We start from the raw sequence: 23,032 nt of genomic DNA, 5'->3' as shown, positions 1-23,032 counted from the left end.
CGCACGGACGAACACTCCGCGCGCTTCAGCCCAAAGACAGGATCAGACTATGACTTACAAAAATCCCGTTACGACGCCGCGCAAATCGGCAACGTTTGATGATTACACCCTTTCGGAAATCCGGCGTGCAGCAGCCACCGGCATTTATGACATCCGCGGTGGCGGTGCCAAACGCAAGGTCCCGCATTTTGATGACCTGCTGTTCCTTGGTGCCTCCATGTCGCGTTATCCGCTCGAAGGATACCGCGAGAAATGCGAAACCGCTGTCACGCTCGGCACCCGTTTTGCCAAGAAACCGATCGAACTTAAAATTCCGATCACCATTGCTGGCATGAGCTTTGGCTCCCTCTCCGGTCCGGCCAAGGAAGCCCTTGGACGCGGCGCATCGGCAGCTGGCACATCGACCACGACGGGCGACGGCGGCATGACCGAGGAAGAGCGCGGCCATTCCACCCAGCTTGTTTATCAATATCTGCCGTCACGCTATGGTATGAACCCGCGCGATCTCAAACGTGCCGATGCGATTGAAATCGTCATTGGTCAGGGCGCAAAACCGGGCGGCGGCGGCATGCTGCTGGGTCAGAAGATCTCGGATCGCGTTGCGGAAATGCGCAACCTGCCGATGGGTATTGATCAGCGTTCAGCCTGCCGTCATCCCGATTGGACCGGCCCGGATGATCTTGAGATCAAAATTCAGGAAATCCGCGAAATCACCGACTGGGAAAAGCCGATCTTCATCAAGGTTGGTGGCGCACGCCCCTATTATGACGTCGCCCTTGCAGTCAAGGCCGGTGCCGATGTCATCGTGCTTGATGGCATGCAAGGCGGCACAGCCGCCACCCAGGAAGTCTTTATCGAACATGTCGGTCAGCCGACCCTTGCCTGCATCCGCCCGGCGGTAAAAGCATTGCAAGACATGGGCATGCACCGCAAAGTACAGCTGATCGTTTCGGGTGGTATCCGCAATGGTGCCGACGTTGCCAAGGCGCTTGCCCTTGGGGCCGATGCGGTTTCCATCGGGACTGCGGCGCTTGTCGCCATCGGTGACAACGACCCGAAATGGGAAGCAGAATATAACGAACTTGGCACCACCACCGGTGCCTATGACGACTGGCATGAAGGCCGTGATCCCGCAGGCATCACGACACAGGATGCCGACCTGATGAAACGGGTTGACCCGATCGCCGCCGGACGGCGACTGGCCAACTACCTGAAGGTCATGACACTTGAAGCGCAAACAATTGCGCGCGCCTGCGGCAAAAATCATGTGCACAACCTCGAACCCGAGGATCTCTGCGCACTGAATATCGAAGCGGCCGCCATGGCTGGTGTACCGCTCGCCGGGACCAACTGGGTTCCCGGACAGGGAGGCTTCTAAACCATAACCGAACCGTCGGCTCGGCACGTGCTTGCGCGTGCCGGAAGGCCGATGGCACCGCAAAGAATTCGTCAGGGGACTTCGATGACCAAGGATCTATCAGCCTTTGCCCGGGAACGCGGCATCAAATACTTCATGATCAGCTTTACCGACCTGTTTGGCGGACAGCGCGCCAAACTTGTTCCGACCCAGGCAATTGCCGACATGCAGGAAGAAGGTGCGGGCTTTGCCGGTTTCGCCACCTGGCTTGACCTGAGCCCGGCCCACCCCGACATGTTTGCCATTCCGGATCCGGATTCTGTCATCCAGCTGCCCTGGAAACCGGAAGTCGCCTGGGTTGCTGCAGATTGCATCATGGAAGGCTCGCCGGTCGAACAGGCACCGCGTAATGTGCTCAAGGCTCAAATCGCCAAGGCAGCCGAGCTTGGCCTGAATGTCAAAACCGGGGTCGAGGCGGAATTCTTCCTGATCACCACCGATGGTTCGGAAATCTCCGACCCGGCCGATACGGCAGAAAAGCCGTGCTATGACCAGCAGGCCGTCATGCGCCGCTATGACGTCATTGCCGAGATTTGCGACTATATGCTCGAACTCGGTTGGGGTGCGTATCAGAACGACCACGAAGACGCCAATGGCCAGTTTGAAATGAACTGGGAATTCGATGACGCGCTTAAAACCGCGGACAAGCATTCCTTCTTCAAATTCATGGTCAAATCGATTGCCGAAAAACACGGCCTGCGCGCAACCTTCATGCCCAAGCCCTTCCCGGGTCTGACCGGCAATGGCTGCCACTGCCATGTTTCGGTCTGGGACAACGAAGGCAGCAATGCCTTTGCCGATAATGACATGCCGTTTGGTCTGTCTGCCAAGGGCAAGCATTTCCTTGGCGGCATCATGAAGCATGCCTCGGCCATGGCGGTGATTACCAACCCGACCGTTAATTCCTATAAGCGCATCAACGCACCGCGCACCATGTCAGGTGCAACCTGGGCCCCAAACACAGTGACCTGGACCGGCAACAACCGGACCCACATGGTGCGTGTCCCGGGGCCGGGCCGCTTTGAATTGCGCCTGCCTGACGGTGCAACCAACCCGTATCTGCTTCAGGCCGTGATCATTGCCGCTGGTCTGGATGGCATGGCGACCAATGCCGATCCGGGACCGCATTACGACATCGACATGTATCAGGAAGGTCATTCGATCAAGGATGCGCCGCGTCTGCCGCTGAACTTGCTTGATGCCCTGCGCGAGATGGGCGCGAACGAAGAATTGCAGCTGGCGATGGGTAAGGAATTCTCAAGTGCCTATCTTAAACTCAAGCAAACCGAGTGGAATTCTTATGTTTCTCACTTTTCCCGCTGGGAACGTGAGAACACACTTGATATTTAGTGTTTCTGCCCGGCCTCATCTTCTTCCCCGATGGACGGGGCCGGGCAATTTTTGATTATTCCAAACGAGAAAGCCAGACGCGATGAAAAGCTACGTTCTGACTGTTTCCTGCGACTCCCAGCGCGGGGTGGTTGCCGCTATTTCGACCTATTTGGCCGCACATGGCTGCAACATTACTGATAGCTCCCAGTTTGACGACCAGGAAACCGGTCTGTTCTTCATGCGGGTTGCCTTCGTCAGTGAAGAAGGCGTTGATCAGAACACCCTCATCAAGGGCTTTGAAGCTCCGGCAGCAGAACTTGGCATGCAGTTCCAGATCCATGACAGCTCGGAAAAGATGAGAGTTCTTCTGATGGTGTCGCGCTTTGGCCATTGCCTGAACGATCTTTTGTATCGCTGGAAAATCGGCGCACTGCCGATTGATATTGTCGGCGTGGTGTCAAACCACCTTGATTATCAGAAGGTTGTTGTTAATCACGACATCCCCTTCCACCACATCGTGGTGACCAAGGACAACAAACCCGAAGCCGAGAAAAAGCTTCTCGATCTGGTGTCCGACTATGATGTCGAACTGATCGTCCTTGCCCGCTACATGCAGGTTCTGTCTGACAGCCTGTGCAAGAAGATGAGCGGCAAGATCATCAATATCCACCATTCCTTCCTGCCAAGCTTCAAGGGTGCGAACCCGTACCGTCAGGCCTATGAGCGCGGGGTCAAACTGATCGGGGCGACCGCACATTACGTGACCGCCGACCTTGATGAAGGCCCGATCATTGAACAGGATATTGCGCGCATCACGCATGCCCAGAACTCGGCCGATTATGTATCGATCGGTCGTGACGTCGAAAGTCAGGTTCTGGCACGTGCGGTCCATGCCCATATCCACCACCGTTCCTTCATCAACGGCAACCGCACCATCGTCTTCCCGCCAAGCCCGGGAAGCTACGCATCGGAGCGCATGGGCTAAGTCATCGGCCGATACACCAATCAAAAACGCCCCGGCCAGATTTGGTTCGGGGCGTTTTGCGTTCTGGTGCATGAAGTCTGCGCACCTAACGCCAGGACTTGGTGGCGCGACGATCCACCGCACGCGGCACGATCCCGCGCGCAGCGTTGCCAATCCCATCCAGCACATTACTTGCCGCGATATCACATTGGCGGTCCGCCATGCGCTTGAAGCGCGCATCAAATATCGGTTTTCGGTTCGCGAAATCACGGGGGCTTGATGGCCGCTCCGCCCCATTCCGGAACGCCTCGGGATCAAGCCAATCAAGCGTAAGTTTGGTCAGATCAAGACGCAGCACATCACCATCCTTGAGATAACCGATGGCACCACCGGCAAAGGCTTCCGGCACCATATGCCCGATACACGCACCTTTGGTCACGCCGGAATAACGCCCATCGGTGATCAACATCGATGATGCTTCCAGAATGCGGTGATGGCGCAAATTCTGTGACGGGGAAAACATTTCCGGCATGCCATAGGCTTCCGGCCCCTGCCCGCCAATCACAAACGCAAAGGACAAATACCCCTGTTCAAGCAGATCCTTGGGCGCATTCAAATCAACACGGTTTCCGCCATTGCGCCGAACGACTGAGGCAATCAGGTCTTCGTCAACGCCATCGGTTTCCATCAGACGCGTGATCAAATCGGGTGATGCAAAGTCCGCATTACATACATGTTCGTTTTCGTAATAGCGCACGATGAAAACATGATCGTCGAAATGCGATAGCAACCGGTCACTCATGCCAGATGTCTTGACCGCGCAATTCTCAAAGAAACTGCCACTTAGCACATCAACGCCAGATCGCTGCCTGACCGGATTGGCACGAATGACCGACGCATCCCCAAGCGAAAGATCGACCGGGTTTTCAAGATTGGCAATCCGTTCTGCCCAGCTCTTCCCAAGGATGGTCGGCGCATCAAGATCCATCGCAACACCAAGGTCGGCAAGAATGCGATAGATGCTTTCCATACCGCGATTTTTGCCCTCGGCCATTTGCTGGGCCAGAACAAAGGTGTCACGATTTTCCGTCAGACTATGGGCGAAAATTTCCGGCACCGGGGTTTGGGTGCGGACGTCCTGATAATCGTCGATCGAGATATCAAAACCCGCATAACGCATCATGAAAGGCAAATGCAAAAGCATGTTGCTACTTGAGCCGGTGGCATTGTGAATGCGCACGAAATTGGCAAAATTGGCATTGAGCAAATAGCCAATCGCATATTGCGGTTTGTTGAACACCCCAAACAGCGCATCGACCCCTGCCGCCACGGCCTCATAGGGTGGGACATCGGTCAGCAATTCAAGTTCCGGCGGGGTCAGACCGAATGCCGCCAGTATGGTGCGCGACGAATTGCCGGTACCGTTAAAGGCACAAATCCCGCCTTTGGAGTCACAGGTCGCAGTTGCCAACTCATCAAGCACGCGACGCTCCAACGCATCGTCAATGATGCCAAGCAACCGGGCACGTTCAAGCAACCCGGCAAAGGCTTCGTCCGATGTGCATTGCAGGATGTAACGCATGTTTTCGCGGATATCAGCGCCAAGGTCATCATGTCCTGCGGCGTCCGCGTCATCCGCGATCTTGTCGAGCAACCGGCGCGTGCCATCGGGGATTTCACCGCCCTTAAGAACATGCGACGGCGCAAACACGGCCCAGACTGGCGCCTGATCCCCGCGCCAGGCGCGTGCGTGATCCGCAGAAGCCAGACCAGCAACCACCGCCGCAGGCGACTTGTCGCAACCGGCAATCACATAGGCCGCATGATAACTGTGCCCTTCAAAGGTGATATTGACCGCCGCTGCCGTATGGTTACGTGATGCCAGTGAATAGCTTTGGCCGATATTGTTTTGCGCTGTGCCATCGCAAATCACCGGAACATGAAACAGGAACGGCACCCCGCCCATTTCCCAGATGCGCATGGCCGCCATAAGCGCTTGTGGTCGATCAAGAAGATGGGCCGGATGATCAGGTGCACCGCCTATGATCGCGACGCGCGGACGGTTTTCAACCAGTCGTCCGACAACCTCGCGGATTTCGGGAACGACAAAATTTCGCCCCCGGACGATGGCAGGATTTTCATTCACGGCATCGCGCAAAAGCCGAACTACGGTAATTGGCTGATTTGCCAACCCCTGAATGCAATCACGATATGGATTGGCCTTTTCATCGATAATGATCGGCGAAGCCTGTGAACCTATTGACGCCATGATAGCAATATCCCGGGTTTGAATGGCGGATTTGAAACCAAATCCATCAAGACGTCGGATCAGACGATGCCACCATCCACAATGAAATTCTGCGACGTGCAAGCCGATGAAACGTCAGATGCCAGAAACAGCACCATTTGCGCGACATCATCACCAATCAGTCGACGCTTAAGGCATTGCTGCTCCTGAATGCGTTCTTCATCTTCGGGCGAAATCCATAGATCAAGCTGGCGCTGGGTCATGATACATCCCGGCGTCACCGCATTGACCCGAATACCATCCGCCCCCCAATCGCGCGCCAAGGCGCGGGTAAGGCCGATAATGCCGGCCTTTGCCGTTTCATAGGCAACCAGATCGGGCAGGCCCATCAAATAACTGACGGAACTGAAATTAATGATGCTGCCACGGCCCTTCTCTTTCATGGCTGGTGCCACCGCACGCGCGCAAAAGAAATGATGGCTCAGATTGACATCCAGTCCTTCGCGCCATTGGTCCGGACCGACATCTTCCGGGGCGTGCCGGTCATCACGGGCGGCATTGTTTACCAGAACATCAATCGGCCCGATCTCGACCGTCAGATCGCGAATGGCGTCCGGAATCGCGGGTTGCTTGCGAAGATCAAAGGATCGGTACACCGGCGTGACACCGTATTCATCCTGGATAGAGGTAATGAGCTTTTGCGCCGCGTCATCATCGATATCAAAGAACCCGACCCGTGCCCCCTGCGCGCAGAACGCCCGGACCATGGAAGCCCCGATCCCGGATGCACCGCCGGTTACAAGCACTGATTTACCGTCAATGTCGTGATAACTCGCTGTCATAACGTTCCCTGTCTCTTCTTCATATTATTTTAGGTGAATGAATTAAATATTGCAGCGCACCACACCGAAAACAGCGATAAATCAACTTTTGATTACATGATTTCCGATAGATAATGCGTTAAACGCGTTATTTTCAATTCGACCACTAAAAAATATTTGACACCACGCTTTCTTCACGTCAACATTTTTTCGACAACAAAAATAAATGTCAGCAAAAGACACACATATTCAGGGAAGAAACCGATGAAAAAACTCCTCTCGACGGCCATGCTGGCCGGTACAGTCCTATTGTCTGCCAATGCCTTTGCCGCTGACCTGACCGTTGGTGTCAGCTGGTCGAACTTCCAGGAAGAACGTTGGAAAACCGACGAAGCCGCGATCAAGGCTGCTCTTGATGCCGCCGGTGCCGAATACATCAGCGCCGACGCGCAAAGCAATCCGTCCAAACAGCTTTCCGATATCGAAAGCCTGATCGCACGCGGCGCTAATGCGCTTATCGTGCTGGCACAAGATTCGGCCTCAATCGGCCCGGCTGTCGAACTGGCGCTGAACGAAGGCATTCCTGTCGTTGGCTATGATCGCCTGATCGAAGACCCGAACGCCTACTACATCACCTTCAACAACAAGGAAGTCGGCCGCCTGCAGGCAGAAGCCGTCTTTGCCCAGCAGCCCAAAGGAAACTACGTCTTTATCAAGGGCGCCCCGACCGATCCGAATGCCAACATCCTGCATGAAGGCCAACTTGAAATCCTGCAGGCAGCGATTGATTCCGGTGCCATCAATGTGGTCGGCGAAGCCTATACCGACAGCTGGCAACCGGCCATCGCCCAGCGCAACATGGAACAATTCCTGACCGCTGCCGACAACAAGGTCGACGCTGTGGTTGCCTCCAATGACGGCACCGCAGGGGGTGTTGTTGCCGCCCTGTCCGCACAGGGGATGCAGGGCATTCCGGTATCGGGTCAGGATGGTGACCATGCGGCACTGAACCGTGTTGCCCTTGGCACCCAGACCGTTTCGGTCTGGAAAGACGCCCGTCTTCTGGGTCAGCGGGCCGCAGAAATTGCCGTTGAACTGGCAAAGGGTGCCAAACTTGATGACGTTGACGGCACGCAGGACTGGCAAAGCCCGAACGGCGTGACAATGAAGTCATACTTCCTGGATCCGGTTGCAATCACGCAGGACAAGCTCGACCTTGTGATTGACGCGGGTTGGGTCGCCAAAGACGTCGTTTGTCAGGGTGTTAGCAATAGCAAGGTCACGGCCTGCAACTAGGCCTACTGTCTTTCCCACGACCTTGCTTAACCACGGGGTTGGCTGCATTTCCCAATATCGCGCAGATATTACAAGCCAACCCCGACCCCTTGCGAGCTTAATTCATGTTACGACTGCTTTCGAAAATGGAAGTCGACCGTCGCTTGGTCGGCCTTGCCGTTGTCCTGCTGATCATCTGGGTCGGTTTTGACATTGCATCTGGCGGGCGTTTTATAACCCCGCGCAATATCTTTAACCTGTCGGTTCAGACCGCCTCGGTTGCCGTCATGGCGTGTGGCATGGTTCTGATCATTGTTACGCGCCATATCGACCTTTCGGTCGGCGCGGTGCTGGGCGTTCTTGCCATGATCATGGGCATTGTCCAGACCGATTTCCTGCCACAGTTCCTGGACTACAATCATCCCCTGACCTGGGTTTTGACCCTTGCAGTCGGCATTGTCATCGGTGCTGCCATCGGGGGCATTCAGGGTGTCGCCGTCGGGTATCTTGGTGTCCCTGCCTTTATTGTCACGCTTGGCGGACTTCTGGTCTGGCGCGGTGCTGCCTGGTGGGTCACGCAAGGGCGCACCGTTGCCCCGCTTGATCAGAATTTCATCCTGCTTGGGGGCGGCATTGAAGGAACAATTGGCGCGACCTGGAGCTGGATTGTTGCCCTTATCGCCATTCTTGCCATTGCTTACGCGGCAATCATGGAACGCCGTCGCCGCCTGTCCTTTGAATTTCCGGTCAAGCCTGTCTGGGCGGAATACACCAATACCATCATCAAGGCTGGTCTGGTTCTGGTCGTGATCGCGACCTTGAATGCCTATCACTTGCCGACGCGCGCAGCAGAACGCCTTCTGGAAAACAAGGGCATTCCGGTCACGCCTGAAAACCTTGAAATCTCGCACGGTATTCCGATCCCGCTTCTGATCGTTGCCCTTGTTGCGATCATCCTGACCATTGTTGTCAAACGCACGCGGTTTGGCCGCTATGTCTTTGCCATCGGTGGCAACCCGCAAGCAGCAGAACTGGCCGGCATTAACGTCAAACGCATGACCGTTGCCGTCTTTGCCCTGATGGGTGTGTTATGTGCGATCAGTGCCGCCATTTCATCTGCACGCCTGCAGTCTGCGGGCAACGATCTTGGTACACTTGACGAGCTTCGCGTCATTGCGGCTGTTGTGATTGGTGGTACGTCGCTTGCCGGTGGCCTTGGTACGATCTATGGCGCGCTGATCGGTGCACTGGTGATGCAAAGCCTGCAAAGTGGCATGGCGCTTCTTGGCGTTGATACCTCGCTGCAAAGCATCGTCATCGGCCTCGTTCTTGTTCTGGCAGTCTTTAGCGACAAGTATTTCCATCGCCGTTACAGCGACCCGAGCGCGTAAGGAGACCCGTCATGACCGATACCAACATCACAAAAGACCCGCTGGTCGAAATGCGCGACATCCATATCAGCTTTGGCGGTGTCAAGGCCGTTGACGGTGTTTCAATCGACCTTTATCCGGGCGAAGTCGTCGGTGTTCTGGGCCATAATGGCGCTGGCAAATCGACGCTGATCAAAATTCTATCCGGTGCCTATCAGGCCGATAGCGGACAGATCATTGTTGATGGCAAGGAAGCCAAAATCGAGAATGCCCGAGACGCGCGGGATAACAATATCGAGACGATCTATCAGAACCTTGCCCTTGCCGATAACCTTGATGCTGCCCAGAACCTGTTTCTTGGCCGCGAGCTGACCGACAAGTTCGGCTTTCTTAATGAAGCGGCGATGGAACACAAGGCACGTGAAGTGTTGCATCGCCTGAACCCGAACTTCAAGAAGTTCACATCCCCGGTATCAGCTCTATCGGGCGGTCAGCGCCAATCGGTTGCGATTGCCCGGGCCTTGCTGTTTGAAGCACGCGTTCTGATCATGGATGAACCCTGTGCCGCCCTTGGTGTGCATGAAACAAAAATGGTCGGTGAACTGATTGATCAGCTCAAACGTGACGGGCTGGGTATTTTGTTGATCAGCCACGATCTTCATGATGTCATCGATCTATCGGACCGGCTGCATGTCATGAAAAACGGAAAGCTGGTGGGCAGCGTGCGCACCGAGGATGTTACACATGACGATGTTCTTGGCATGATCATCCTGGGTAAGATGCCGGAACATCTTATGCACCTTGCCGGTCCGGGTGCGACAAATGCCCCGGGATCGTCACCAGACGCCCCCAACAGCCAAACAAGCGAGATAGGAAAATGACGACAGGCTTCGCGATAAACACCGCTGATATCCTGCCCGAAGACGCCAACCAAGCTGTTCTGGTCGGGCGAATTTGGGACCCGCGCGTTTCGGGACCGACGCCGGTTCTTGTTGATGGCGATACGTTGCGTGATATCAGCAAGCTTGGCCCGACCGTCAGTGAAATCCTCGAACGCGACAAGCTGGTTGAGCACCTGTCAAACACGGCTGGCTTTCCAAGCGTCGCATCGCTGTCAGAGGTTCTTGATCAATCCCACCCCGGTGCAGATCAAGACAGACTTCACCTCCTTGCGCCAAATGATCTGCAGGCGATCAAGGCCAGCGGCGTGACATTTGTCGCAAGCCTGCTTGAACGCGTTATCGAAGAACAGGCACGCGGGGATGCCAGCAAGGCCGATCAGATCCGAACCGAAATTACCGGCATTATCGGTGATGATCTGTCGCAGATTGAACCCGGATCGCAAAAAGCTGCCGACATCAAAAAGATTCTGATCGAGAAAGGTGCATGGTCGCAATATCTCGAAGTCGGTATCGGACCGGATGCCGAGATATTCACCAAGGCGCCGGTCATGTCGGCTGTCGGCTATGGCGCCCATGTTGGCTTGCATCCGATTTCAAACTGGAACAACCCGGAGCCCGAGGTGGTTCTTACGGTGACGTCGCTTGGCAAGATTGTCGGCGCGACCCTTGGCAATGACGTCAATCTGCGCGACGTCGAAGGGCGGTCGGCCCTGCTGCTGGGCAAGGCCAAGGACAATAACGGCTCCTGCGCGATCGGACCGTTCATCCGGCTGTTTGATGATCACTTCACACTTGAAACGGTGAAATCAGCAGACCTTGCCATGGCGGTCGATGGGAACGACGGATACCACCTTGATGCTGTCAGCTCGATGAGCCAGATCAGCCGAACACCTGAAAGCCTCGTCTCGCAGGCAATTGGTCGGCACCATCAATATCCGGACGGCTTTATGCTGTTTCTCGGGACGATGTTCGCCCCCACTGATGACCGCGGCGGATCGGGCAAGGGCTTCACCCATGAGATGGGCGACCTTGTCAGCATCTCGACGCCAAGCCTTGGCAAGCTGGTCAATCAGGTTGACCGATCAGACGTCATCAACCCCTGGCAGTTCGGGATAACCGCCCTGATGAACAATCTTGCCCGGCGCGGATTACTGTAATATCGATCCTGTCAGGTAAAAGTCGACCGGCTTCGTTACAAAGGATACAGTCCAGCCTCATGATCCGCCGCACAGAAAGCGAAACCCCGCGCCAGCCATCCCAAACCGCGATTTTGCGGTATCTGCGCGTGCATGGTCCGGCGGCACGGATTGATATCGGCACGGCAACCGGGCTTAGCCCGGCGACAGTAACATCGCTGACCGCCGATCTGATGGCACAGGGGCTGGTGCGCGAAAGCGAAAGCGGCAACGGAAGCTCGAACGGCAACGGCACCACACGTGGTCGCCCCAAAGTGCTGCTTGATCTGGTGCCGAACGCGGCCTGTGTGATCGGGGTTAAAATCACCATCAACCTGATCGAAATCGCCTTGGGCAACTTCAAGGGCGAGATCGAACGCAGCGTCGAACACAGCATCAACACCCGCGATCTTGGCGCAGAAGAACTGACCAGAACACTGATCGCACTGATTGACCGCTTTGTTGAGCGCAATGCTGATTTCAGCCCGCAACCACCTGTCGGCATCAGCATTGCCGTTCAAGGGGTAACCGACAGCAACAGTGGTGAAATCATCTGGTCACCGGCACTGCGCCACCGCCATATCCCGTTGGTCAAATCCCTGACAGAGCGCTATGGCGGCGTTGTTCAGATGTCAAACGATGCGAACTGTATCGCAACGGCCATCTCGCAAAACACCAACCTTCATGATGGCGGTGACTTTGCCGTGATCATGTTGGGATACGGCATTGGCATGGGACTTGTCCTGAACGGCAATGTCTATAACGGTGAATTTGGTACCGCAGCCGAATTTGGCCACACCAAGTTCCAGCCTGACGGACCGCTTTGCAATTGTGGGCGACGGGGCTGTCTTGAGGCTTATATTGGCGACTACGCGATCTTGCGCGATGCCCGTGGCCTGATTGACCTGCCAGAAGCCAACAACCTGCACCCCAGCGAAGAACAAATGATGGATCTTGTTGCCCGTGCGCGCAACGGCGATACGGGCCTGACCGAACTGTTCCGCCATGCCGGCAAGGTTCTGGGATATGGCATTGCCAACCTGATTGCACTTCTGGGTCCCAAACAGATATTTATCACCGGGTCCGGCGCGCGCGCTTTTGACATGATGGAACCGGAGCTTCGCCGTGGCCTGGCAGAGGCCCAGGTGCCTGAACTCAGCCGCGGACCAACGATCACCCACCTGGCATGGGACAAGGACCTTGCCCTGCAAGGCGCAATTGGTCAAAGCCTGCTCAGGCATGATGAAAACATGTTTCAGGCGACCACAACCGCTGGGAACTAATCACCCCCAAAAGAAAAAGCCGCCCCGGATGGAGCGGCTTTCTTGATGATCTATCCTGATTTTGATCAGGCCAGATCGGCTGGCAGGACATCGGTCGGGATGTTCTGGTAGCAGACCGGACGCAGGAAGCGGCGAATTGCCATCGTGCCAACAGAAGTCGCCCCGAAGTTGGTCGAAGCCGGATAAGGCCCGCCATGCACCATGGTGTCAGACACTTCAACACCGGTCGGGAAACCGTTGGCCAGAACGCGGCCAGCCTTGTGTTCAAGGATCGGCAGAAGTGAACGGGCATCTGCGGCATCTGCTGCATCAAGATGAAGCGTGCAGGTCAGCTGACCTTCAAGCGATTTGGCGATCTTGCGCATTTCCGCAACATCCTTCACCCGAACCACCAGACCGAGCGGACCAAAGACCTCTTCGCCGAGTTCATGGTTGGCAAGCCAGTTTTCGCCGGTGGTTTCAAACAGATACGGCGTGGCATTACGCAGATCACATGACGTGGTCAGGACTTCCTTCACACCCGACGTCGCGGCAACGCGTTTTGCCCCGGCGCGATAGGTTTCTGCCATGCCATCGGTCAGCATGGTCTGCGGACCGACACCCGAAAGACCTTCTGTGGCCGCGGCAACGAATGCATCCGCATCGGAACCTTCGATCACAACCGCAATGCCCGGATTGGTGCAGAACTGGCCAGCGCCCATGGTGAGCGACCCTGCCCAGCCCTTGCCAATTTCAGCACCTCGTGCCTTAACGGCATTGGGCATCAGGAACATCGGGTTGACCGAGCCCAGCTCACCAAAGAACGGGATCGGCTCCGGACGGGCTGCACACAGATCATAAAGCGCACGACCACCGCCAAGCGATCCGGTAAAGCCAACCGCCTTGATCAGCGGATGCTGCACAAGGCTTTGGCCGACATCGCGTTTGCCACCCTGAATAAGGCTGAACACACCGGGATGGACGCCGCATTTCTTTATCGCGGCATCGATTGCCTGCGCAACAATCTCGCCCGTGCCCGGATGGGCCGAGTGGCCCTTGACCACGACCGGGCAACCGGCCGCCAAGGCCGATGCGGTATCGCCACCCGCAACCGAGAATGCCAGCGGGAAGTTCGATGCACCAAACACGGCAACCGGGCCAATCGGACGCTGCATCAAACGAAGGTCCGGGCGCGGCAAAGGTGCACGATCCGGAAGCGCTTCTTCATAACGGCGATCAAGATACGCACCATCAAGAATGTGGCTGGCGAACAGGCGAAGCTGGCCAACCGTACGGCCACGTTCGCCCTGCAGACGGGCTTCGGGCAGGCCGGTTTCCTGGGTTCCGATTTCGGTGATTTCATCACCGCGCGCATCGATTTCATCGGCAATGGTATTGATGAATTTCGCACGTTCTTCGCGGGTGGAATAGCCAAAGGTCCAGAAGGCTTCCTCAGCCGCCTTAGCGGCCTGATCAACAAGGGCCGGCGTTCCGACCGGGAAGGTATTGGCCGGGCCGTGGGCCGGTTCGGACTGGAAGGTCGTCTCGCCAGCGACCCATTCGCCAGCAATCAGATGTTTTCCTGTCAGGGTATAAGACATTGCAATCAATCCTCTGGAATTCGTGGATATGGATAAGGCTCATCGTCAGGTCACACGGACCAAGGCATTTACCTGATCTTACTGGCTTTTCAGCCATTCCTCATACTTTTTCTGATTTTCATCCTTGGTGCAGGGATAAAGTCCGATGATTGACGCTCCGCTTTGCACCTGCTCAAGGACAAAGGCCTCGTAACTTTCCATGCCGGCACAGGCATTGGCGATCTCGTCGGCCAGATGGGCCGGGATCACCATAACACCGTCAGTATCCCCGACAAGCACATCACCGGGGAACACTGCAACATCACCACATGCAATCGGGATGTTGATATCAAGTGCTTCATGCTTGGTCAGGTTGGTCGGTGCCGACGGACCGGCACAATAGGCTGGCATATCAAGCGCGCCAATGCCTTCGGCATCACGGAAACCGGCATCCGATACAATACCGGCCGCGCCGCGTACCGCAAGGCGGGTAACAAGGATCGATCCGGCGGAGGCCGCAGACGCATCCTTGCGCCCATCCATCACCAGCACATGACCGGGCGGGCAGGTTTCAACCGCGACCCGTTGCGGATGGTCAGCATTGCGGAAAACCTCAATCGGGTTGCGGTCTTCACGGGCCGGGATGTAACGCAGGGTAAAGGCCTGCCCGACCATGTTTTTCTTTTTGGGCGCAACCGGCTTGACGCCCTGAATGAACTGGTTGCGCAAGCCGCGTTTAAACAGCTGGGTCGCGATGGATGCCGTGGAGGCGCGCATCAGCTTTGCGCGTGTATCCTCGGAAAGTACATATTCGGTCATCTCGGGGTCCTTAGAAAATATCAGGTTCGCCGGCAGTCTTGCCGAAAGAAGTTTCAAGGAAATCAAAGTCACAGCCCTGATCGGCCTGTGTCACATGGCGCGAGAACATATAGCCGTACCCACGTTCGAACCGCGGTTCCGGCGGGGGAAGTGCCTTGCGACGTTCTTCGAGTTCTTCCTCGTGAACGAGCATATCAAGCGAGCGGTTTGGCAGATCCAGACGCACGATATCGCCGTTCTTCAAAAGTGCCAGCGGTCCACCAACGTAGCTTTCCGGGCTGACATGCAAGACACATGCGCCATATGATGTGCCTGACATGCGCGCATCAGAAATCCGAAGCATGTCGCGATGCCCCTGTTTGATCAGCGCCTTGGGAATGGGCAGCATACCCCATTCCGGGAAGCCCGGCCCGCCCTGCGGCCCGGCATTGCGCAGAACCATTACATGATCGGGCGTAATATCAAGGTTCTCGTCATCGACGGCCTTTTTCATATCCGGATAGCTGTCAAAGACAATCGCGGGGCCTTCATGGACATGAAACTTCGGATCACAGGCCGCAGGTTTGATCACTGCACCGGTCGGGCAGAGATTGCCTTTCAGAACGGCAAGCGAGCCTTCCTTATAAACCGGATTGCTGATCGGGCGGATGACATCATCGTTATAAACCACCGCCCCTTCAAGGTTCTCGCCCAAAGACTTGCCGGTGACCGTCATGCAGGTCGTATCAAGACGATCTTCCATCTGCTTCATCAGGGCGCGCAGGCCACCAGCATAGAAGAAGTCCTCCATCAGGTAGTCCTTGCCCGATGGCCGGACATTGGCGATCAGCGGCGTGTTGCGACCAAGCTCGTCAAGGTCTTCAAGCTTAAGCCCGACACCTGCACGCTTGGCCATCGCAATCAGATGCACCACCGCATTGGTCGAACAGCCGGTTGCCATGGCAACAATGGCGGCATTTCGGCACGACGCATCGGTGATGATTTTATCAGGTGTCAGGTCCTCCCAGACCATATCGACAATCCGGCGTCCGCAATCAGCCGACATGCGCTGATGTCCGCTATCGACCGCCGGGATCGAGGATGCACCGGGAAGTGTGAGCCCCATGGAATCAGCAATCGCCGTCATGGTCGATGCGGTACCCATGGTCATGCAGGTCCCGGCAGAACGCGCAATACCGCCCTGAATGCCAAGCCATTCATCATCGCTGATGTTGCCCGCGCGGCGTTCATCCCAGTATTTCCAGGCATCAGAACCAGAACCCAGCGTCTTGCCGGCATAGTTACCACGCAACATCGGACCGGCCGGCAGATAGATCATCGGCACACCGGCCGAAATCGCCCCCATAACCAGACCCGGTGTCGATTTGTCACAGCCGCCCATCAGCACCACGCCATCAAGCGGATGACATCGGATGTTTTCCTCTGTCTCCATGGCAAGCAGGTTGCGGTAAAGCATCGAGGTCGGCTTGGTGAAGCTTTCATCAACCGAAAGCGACGGCAGCTCGACGGCAAAACCGCCCGCCTGCGCAACACCGCGCTTGACGTCCACCACGCGTTCGCGGAAATGGGCGTGACAGGTATTGAGCTCCGACCAGGTGTTGAGAATGCCGATGATCGGCTTTCCGCGAAAATCATCCTCGGAATAACCAAGCTGCATCATCCGTGATCGATGTCCGAATGACCGCAGATCATCGGGTGAAAACCAGCGTGCCGATCTCAGGTCCTGAGGCTGTTTCTTGCTCATTGTCTTATCCTCGGAATGTAAAAAGCAACCATGTTTGCATTGGGCGGCGATCAGAAAGGTGACCTTTTATCCTGGACGTAAACACACTTATCTGAGGGTTTTCGCCGCCGTCATCAGACATGGAAAGATACTCACTTGTGACTGTTTGATATAGTAATATATTAGTGCATATCCGACAAGACGCCTGTATACAAATTGCGTGACCAGACAAGAACTGCGGGAAAAACATGGTCGATAACCTGTTCAAAGACGCACCGATTGCCAAGAAACGCCTGCCCAAGTTGAAAAGGGGCTCGGCCAGTACGCAGCTCCATGATTCCTTGCGCCAGCGGATCATTGATCTTGAATTGGCACCGGGCCAATACGTGTCGCGGATGGAAATCGCCGAGGAATACGGGGTCAGCCAGACACCGGTCCGCGATGCGTTGCTCAAGCTTGAGGAAGAAGGACTGGTCGATACCTTTCCGCAATCCAAGACAGAGGTGTCACGCATCGATGTCGAACAAGCGCTTGAAACCCAGTTCCTGCGCCTGTCGGTCGAGCTTGAAATCACCCGCCGTCTGGCCAATGCCAAAGACCCTGCCCTGACTGTCAAAGCGCACTCCATTCTTGCCCAGCAAAACGCCGTTAGTGCCGCGAGCGATCTTGATACCTTTGGCAAGCTTGATCGCGATTTCCATTACGCACTTTATGAGGCGGCCGGCGTTGCCCAACTCTATGGCGTCATCGAAGCCCGATCCGGCCATATTGACCGCCTGCGCAAACTTAACCTGCCTGATCCCGGGAAATCGGCATCCATCCTTGATTGCCATGCCCGCATTCTGGCAGCGATTGATGCGGGCCATGCCGATACGGCCTGTGAGGTTGTCCGCGAACATCTGATGGGCACCCTTGCCACCGTCGATGCCATCCGCGAACGCAACCCGTCCTTCTTCTAGGGCGGCCTAACCAAACCCCGGCGTGATTTAACGGATCAGTCCGTTTCCCTTCATAAAGGTCGCAAGCTTTTGTGCTTGCGCGTCGGTCAACGGCCAGGCGGATGGCGGACGGGTTGGACCACAATCATCACCAAGCAGCTTCAGTGCCGACTTCACACCGGTAACGTTCGTACCATTCAATTCTTCGGCCCGGACATCCTCGAACGCCTTCATCTCGGAAATCAGTTTACGTGCCGTGGCATAGTCGCTGGCCTCCAAGGCTGCATGAATGGCCATCGAGCGTTCAGGCCAGACATTGATCAGACCCGAGGTAAAGCCGCGCGCGCCCACCGCATAAAATGCCGGCGCCCATGTTTCGGCCAGCCCGCCAACCCAAACGATATCCGGATCACAGGCATTAATTGCCTCGGCCAGTTTCATCGGGTTGGGCGTTGCCCACTTAACACCTGCGACACCTTCGACCGCGCAAAGATCAGCAATCGCCTTCGTGCCGATGGCATCGTTGCGCAGATAGAGCATCATCGGCAGACCACCGGACGCATCGGCAATGCGTTTGATATATTCGACGACGCCCCGCGGAGCGACAAACGGGTCTGGCGGCTGATGGATCATCAGGGCCTCTGCCCCGGCTTCTGCCGATGCCTTGGCAAGTGCGCAGGCATCACGAACACCACGACCGATCCCGGCCAGCATCGGCGCACGACCATCGAGCATTTCGGCGACCGACTTTGCCATCGTGATCGCTTCGTCGGTGGTGAGAGCATAAAACTCGCCCGTATTGCCATTCACGACGGGGAAATGAACACCGGCTGCCAGCGCACGGTCAATCACCGGCACAAGCTTTTTGGGCGCAACGTCGCCATTCTCGTCATAGGGCGTGACAAGAATGCCGGAAATCCCCGAGAGAACAGCGCGCAATTCGGTTTTTGAAAGTGCCATGGTTTCCTTGATCCCCGTGCCGTGGCCCGTGGGCAGCCGTCTGTCATCCGACTGCTTTCACGAACCATCTTGTAATATTTAATTACATCTTGAATAACAAGTATGCACGAAGTTGGCAATTCCAATTATGCGCCGAACATAGCCGGACATGCTACGCAGACAGGCATGCGCAAGCGCACCCGCCTTAGCAAACAGGTCATCGGTGAAAATTTACAAGTCGGGATAAGTTGATTACAGGTCAGGCAAACCGGCGAAACAGACCACGTCGTTCGCGGCAGATCATCGTCAAACCGGCCTTGCGTGCCAAGTTCACCGCCGTCAAGGTCGGCCCCGATAGGGTGACGAGCCCACCGATGCCAAACTGCACGGTCTTGGTGACGATTTCATAGGAGCAGCGGCTGGTCATCAGAACGAAGCTGCCGGCAGGGTCGATCCCCTGTCGCGCAACAGCCCCAAGCACCTTATCAAGTGCGTTGTGGCGCCCGATATCTTCGCGCACGAGAACGATGTTACCGCTACCATCGACAAAGGCGCTGGCATGCAGCAACCCGCCGCCTTCCCTATTTCGGGTCTGGCGTTCAGGCAGGGCATCAATCGCACGCAAAACAACATCCTGCGCCATGTTCGATGGTGTGACCGTGCCGATCTTGTCCATGGCAACGGCTTCAAGCGATTGCACACCACACAAGCCGCAGCCCGACCGGCCTTCAAGCGTGCGTTGCCGATCGGCAAGGCGATCAAACACATCGTCATGCAGGTCAGCCTCAATCACATAGCCTTGCAGGGTCTTGCGCACATCGCGCAGCATAATCTGGGAAATGTCATCAGCAATGCCTTCAGACAGGGCAAAGCCGACCATGAAATCTTCGAGATCATGCGGTGAAACCATCATCACGGCATGGGAATGGCCATTAAACGTCAAAGCAGCCGGAACTTCCGGCTGCAACATGATGGGCGCATCGTCATTGCCATCATCGCCCGCAACAGCACGCGCAAGATCAACGTCGCGCCCATCGAGAATGCGATTTTCCGATGGCTTGGCCGTCATGCGGGCTCCTTGACCTTCCGGATCTTTGGTGCGGCTTTCAGCACCAGCGGATGGAAGTCGGCGTTGCCTTCGGCGATCATGTCAAACAGCTGCTTGCGCATGCGCGGTTCCCAGAAATCGCTGATATGGTTGGCAACACCATCAACGCCCTCGCCCTCCGGCTGGGATTTGAAGAAGGTCGCGATCTGATTGGCCATATAGACAAGTTTGTCAGGTGCCATTGCGGTTCACTCTTTGACTGTAAGCTTTATGTAGAAGCAGGAAGTGCCAGACATCATGCCAAGGGAGTATAGCACAATGTCTGGCTCGCGATCCTATTCAGCGGCATCGACGCGCGGTTTGATCCGGCGCGACTGTTCGGCCTGACGGTCATATTCCACCTGCCATTCGGTCGGCCCATTGGAGGACGAGACCTGAACAGCGGTAACCTTGTATTCCGGGCAGTTGGTCGCCCAGTCGGTATAGTCGGTGGTAATCACGTTGGCCTGCGTGCCCGGATGGTGGAAGGTGGTGTAAACCACACCCGGTGCGACACGGTCGGTAATGGTGGCGCGAAGGGAAGTTTCGCCCGACCGGGATGCCAGACGGATCCAGTCACCTTCACGAATGCCACGTTGTTCGGCATCGTGCGGGTGGATTTCCAGCAAGTCTTCCTTGTGCCAGGCGGTGTTTTCCGTGCGCCTGGTCTGTGCGCCCACGTTATACTGACTAAGGATACGTCCCGTGGTCAGCAGAAGCGGGAAGCGCGGACCGGTGCGTTCATCGGTTGCCACATATTCGGTAACAACAAACTTACCCTTGCCACGGACAAAGCCATCGATATGCATGACCGGCGTCCCTTCCGGGGCCTTGTCATTACATGGCCACTGAACCGAGCCCTTCTCTTCGAGCAGGTCATAGCTGACATTGGCAAAGCTTGGCGTGGTGGCAGCAATTTCGGCCATCACCTGTGATGGATGGGTGTAGTTCCAGTTAAGGCCCATCGCACGGGCGAGGTTCTGGGTCACTTCCCAATCGGCAAAGCCGTTCAAGGGGGTCATCACCTTGCGCACGCGGTTGATACGGCGTTCTGCGTTGGTGAATGTCCCGTCCTTTTCAAGGAAGGTCGAACCCGGCAGGAAGACATGCGCGTAGTTCGCCGTTTCATTCAGGAACAGGTCATGGACGACCACACATTCCATGGCCGCCAAACCGGCCGCAACATGTTTGGTATCCGGGTCAGACTGAAGGATATCTTCACCCTGAATATAGATGCCCTTGAAGGTGCCTTCGACAGCCGCATCGAGCATGTTGGGGATACGCAGCCCCGGCTCGTCATCAAGTTTCACGCCCCAGATATCTTCAAAGATATCGCGGGTCGCACTGTCCTGAATGTGGCGATAGCCCGGCAGTTCGTGCGGGAAGGATCCCATATCACACGACCCCTGCACGTTGTTCTGACCACGCAGCGGGTTCACACCAACACCCGGACGGCCGATATTACCGGTCGCCATGGCAAGGTTAGCAATCGCCATCACGGTAGTTGAACCTTGGCTGTGTTCCGTCACGCCAAGACCATAATAGATCGCGCCATTACCGCCGGTGGCAAAGGCGCGCGCGGCCTTGCGCATGGTTTCGGCGTCAACACCGGTCATATCGGCGATGGCTTCGGGGCTGTGTTTCGGATCGGAGACAAAAGTCGCCCAATCCTGGAACTCGTCCCAGTCACAACGTTCACGCACGAAGGCCTCGTCAAACAGGCCTTCGGTCACGATGACATGCGCAAGCGATGTCAGAACCGCAACGTTGGTGCCGGGACGCAGTGCCACGTGGGCAACCGCCTCGATATGCGGGGAGCGGACCAGATCAATCCGGCGCGGATCGATCACGATCAGTTTCGCCCCTTCACGCAGACGCTTTTTCAGGCGCGAGGCAAAGACCGGATGGCCATCGGTCGGGTTGGCCCCGATCAGGATGACAACATCGGTATGTTCGACAGAATCAAAGTCCTGCGTCCCGGCCGAGGTACCAAACGTAGTTTTGAGGCCATAACCGGTCGGCGAGTGGCAAACACGGGCACAGGTATCAACGTTGTTATTGCCAAAACCGGCACGGATCAGCTTCTGAACAAGGAAGGTTTCCTCGTTCGTGCAACGCGACGAGGTAATACCGCCCAGCGCACCCTTGCCGTATTTGGCCTGAATGCCCTTGAACTTGTCTGCGGTGAAGCGAAGCGCCTCTTCCCAGCTGACTTCCTGCCAGGGATCCTCAACGTTTTCGCGGATCATCGGGTTAAGGATGCGGTCCTTGTGATTGGCATAGCCATAGGCAAAGCGACCCTTCACACAGGAATGGCCACGGTTGGCCTTGCCGTCCTTATAGGGCACCATGCGGACCAGTTCTTCGCCGCGCATTTCCGCCTTGAACGAACACCCCACCCCGCAATAAGCACAGGTGGTGACAACCGAATGTTCCGGCTGACCGATTTCAATGACCGACTTTTCCTGAAGCGTTGCGGTCGGGCAGGCCTGCACACAGGCACCACACGATACGCATTCGGAATCAAGGAAGTCTTCGTGCATGCCCGGTGACACACGGGATTCAAAGCCGCGACCTTCGATGGTCAGGGCAAAGGTGCCCTGCACTTCTTCGCAGGCACGGACACAGCGCGAACAGACAATGCATTTCGACGGGTCATAGGTGAAATAAGGGTTGGTTTCATCCTTGGCCATGTAGCGCGGGTTTTCTTCGCCGTTCTGGCGAACCTCGACGTGGTTTTCACCCTCATAGCCATAACGCACCTCGCGCAGACCAACCGCGCCGGCCATGTCCTGCAATTCGCAGTCACCATTGGCCGCACAGGTCAGGCAATCCAGCGGATGGTCAGAGATATAAAGCTCCATCACGCCTTTGCGGATTTTCTTGAGCCGCTCGGTCTGGGTATGGACAACCATGCCATCAGATGCCGGCGTCGTGCAGGATGCCGGGGTGCCATTGCGGCCTTCGACCTCAACCAGACACAGGCGGCACGAGCCAAACGCATCGACCATATCGGTCGCGCACAGTTTCGGGACCTGAATGCCGGCCTCCATCGAGGCACGCATGACAGAGGTACCTTCAGGCACGGTCACGTCCTTGCCATCAATGGTCAGGGTGACGGTCTTTTCGGAATTCTTGGCGGGGGTTCCGTAGTCAACTTCTTTGATCAAGGACATCGTT

At 56.3% G+C, this 23,032-nt stretch carries 18 protein-coding genes; 9 read left to right on the top strand and 9 right to left on the bottom strand.

The genetic code is table 11. The features are described 5' to 3' along the window. Positions 1-49 precede the first annotated feature (49 nt). The 3 genes from CMO10_RS19260 (at position 50) to purU (ending at position 3,734) form a co-directional block, all read left to right on the top strand. Entirely contained in the window at positions 50-1,378 is a 1,329-nt protein-coding gene (locus CMO10_RS19260; protein ID WP_297025005.1) for an FMN-binding glutamate synthase family protein, read from the top strand. A gap of 84 nt (positions 1,379-1,462) precedes the next feature. Next, the gene (gene glnT / locus CMO10_RS19255; RefSeq protein ID WP_297025004.1) at positions 1,463-2,767 is read left to right on the top strand and encodes a type III glutamate--ammonia ligase; all 1,305 of its coding nucleotides are present in this window, start codon (positions 1,463-1,465) and stop codon (positions 2,765-2,767) included. A gap of 82 nt (positions 2,768-2,849) precedes the next feature. Then, the gene (purU, locus tag CMO10_RS19250) at positions 2,850-3,734 is read left to right on the top strand and encodes a formyltetrahydrofolate deformylase (protein ID WP_297025002.1); all 885 of its coding nucleotides are present in this window, start codon (positions 2,850-2,852) and stop codon (positions 3,732-3,734) included. An 85-nt stretch (positions 3,735-3,819) separates the two neighbouring features. Here purU and CMO10_RS19245 read toward each other — a convergent pair whose 3' ends face one another. Next, positions 3,820-5,982 carry a dihydroxy-acid dehydratase domain-containing protein gene (locus CMO10_RS19245; protein ID WP_297025001.1) on the bottom strand — a complete coding sequence of 721 codons (2,163 nt, stop codon included), beginning with the start codon at positions 5,980-5,982 and terminating at the stop codon, positions 3,820-3,822. Positions 5,983-6,041: 59 nt separating this feature from the next. Further along, entirely contained in the window at positions 6,042-6,803 is a 762-nt protein-coding gene (locus tag CMO10_RS19240) for an SDR family NAD(P)-dependent oxidoreductase (protein WP_297024999.1), read from the bottom strand. A 243-nt stretch (positions 6,804-7,046) separates the two neighbouring features. Between CMO10_RS19240 and xylF the strand changes: the two genes are divergently transcribed. The 5 genes from xylF (at position 7,047) to CMO10_RS19215 (ending at position 12,787) form a co-directional block, all read left to right on the top strand. Continuing rightward, on the top strand, positions 7,047-8,078 hold the full coding sequence (xylF, locus tag CMO10_RS19235) for a D-xylose ABC transporter substrate-binding protein (protein ID WP_297024997.1): 1,032 nt from the start codon (positions 7,047-7,049) through the stop codon (positions 8,076-8,078). Positions 8,079-8,182: 104 nt separating this feature from the next. Continuing rightward, the gene (locus tag CMO10_RS19230) at positions 8,183-9,448 is read left to right on the top strand and encodes a sugar ABC transporter permease (protein WP_297024996.1); all 1,266 of its coding nucleotides are present in this window, start codon (positions 8,183-8,185) and stop codon (positions 9,446-9,448) included. Between the two features lie 11 nt (positions 9,449-9,459). Beyond that, positions 9,460-10,308: an ATP-binding cassette domain-containing protein gene (locus CMO10_RS19225; protein ID WP_297024994.1), complete on the top strand. Its 849-nt coding sequence runs from the start codon at positions 9,460-9,462 to the stop codon at positions 10,306-10,308. After that, positions 10,305-11,486 carry a fumarylacetoacetate hydrolase family protein gene (locus CMO10_RS19220; protein ID WP_297024992.1) on the top strand — a complete coding sequence of 394 codons (1,182 nt, stop codon included), beginning with the start codon at positions 10,305-10,307 and terminating at the stop codon, positions 11,484-11,486. The genes CMO10_RS19225 and CMO10_RS19220 overlap by 4 nt, the downstream gene beginning before the upstream one ends. Positions 11,487-11,545: 59 nt before the next feature. Then, positions 11,546-12,787: an ROK family transcriptional regulator gene (locus CMO10_RS19215; RefSeq protein WP_297024991.1), complete on the top strand. Its 1,242-nt coding sequence runs from the start codon at positions 11,546-11,548 to the stop codon at positions 12,785-12,787. Positions 12,788-12,852: 65 nt separating this feature from the next. On the opposite strand, the gene CMO10_RS19210 is transcribed toward CMO10_RS19215, so the two are convergent. The 3 genes from CMO10_RS19210 to araD form a co-directional block, all read right to left on the bottom strand. Continuing rightward, the gene (locus CMO10_RS19210; RefSeq protein WP_297024990.1) at positions 12,853-14,367 is read right to left on the bottom strand and encodes an aldehyde dehydrogenase (NADP(+)); all 1,515 of its coding nucleotides are present in this window, start codon (positions 14,365-14,367) and stop codon (positions 12,853-12,855) included. Positions 14,368-14,445: 78 nt separating this feature from the next. Beyond that, positions 14,446-15,165, bottom strand: a complete 720-nt coding sequence (locus tag CMO10_RS19205; protein WP_297024989.1) for a ribonuclease activity regulator RraA — start codon at positions 15,163-15,165, stop codon at positions 14,446-14,448. A 10-nt stretch (positions 15,166-15,175) separates the two neighbouring features. After that, on the bottom strand, positions 15,176-16,909 hold the full coding sequence (araD, locus tag CMO10_RS19200; protein WP_297024988.1) for an L-arabinonate dehydratase: 1,734 nt from the start codon (positions 16,907-16,909) through the stop codon (positions 15,176-15,178). 227 nt (positions 16,910-17,136) lie between these two features. Between araD and CMO10_RS19195 the strand changes: the two genes are divergently transcribed. Then, a complete protein-coding gene (locus CMO10_RS19195; RefSeq protein WP_297024986.1) occupies positions 17,137-17,847 on the top strand; it encodes a GntR family transcriptional regulator in 711 nt (236 codons plus the stop codon). Positions 17,848-17,874: 27 nt separating this feature from the next. Here CMO10_RS19195 and CMO10_RS19190 read toward each other — a convergent pair whose 3' ends face one another. The 4 genes from CMO10_RS19190 to fdhF all read right to left on the bottom strand — a co-directional run bounded on the left by CMO10_RS19190 (position 17,875) and on the right by fdhF (position 23,028). Further along, positions 17,875-18,786, bottom strand: coding sequence for a dihydrodipicolinate synthase family protein (locus CMO10_RS19190; RefSeq protein WP_297024984.1), 912 nt, complete (start codon positions 18,784-18,786; stop codon positions 17,875-17,877). Positions 18,787-19,024: 238 nt separating this feature from the next. Beyond that, positions 19,025-19,834 carry a formate dehydrogenase accessory sulfurtransferase FdhD gene (fdhD, locus tag CMO10_RS19185; RefSeq protein ID WP_297024983.1) on the bottom strand — a complete coding sequence of 270 codons (810 nt, stop codon included), beginning with the start codon at positions 19,832-19,834 and terminating at the stop codon, positions 19,025-19,027. Beyond that, positions 19,831-20,055: a formate dehydrogenase subunit delta gene (locus tag CMO10_RS19180; protein ID WP_297024982.1), complete on the bottom strand. Its 225-nt coding sequence runs from the start codon at positions 20,053-20,055 to the stop codon at positions 19,831-19,833. Before CMO10_RS19180 ends, fdhD begins: the two co-directional genes overlap by 4 nt. A gap of 93 nt (positions 20,056-20,148) precedes the next feature. Continuing rightward, positions 20,149-23,028 carry a formate dehydrogenase subunit alpha gene (gene fdhF / locus CMO10_RS19175; RefSeq protein WP_297024980.1) on the bottom strand — a complete coding sequence of 960 codons (2,880 nt, stop codon included), beginning with the start codon at positions 23,026-23,028 and terminating at the stop codon, positions 20,149-20,151. Positions 23,029-23,032: the final 4 nt, after the last annotated feature.

The sequence above is a fragment of the Thalassospira sp. genome, assembly GCF_002709775.1.
In the GTDB taxonomy this organism is placed as follows: Bacteria; Pseudomonadota; Alphaproteobacteria; order Rhodospirillales; family Thalassospiraceae; genus Thalassospira.
The sequence above is the reverse complement of the archived record's forward strand: the minus strand, read 5'-3'. Positions and strand labels throughout refer to the sequence as shown.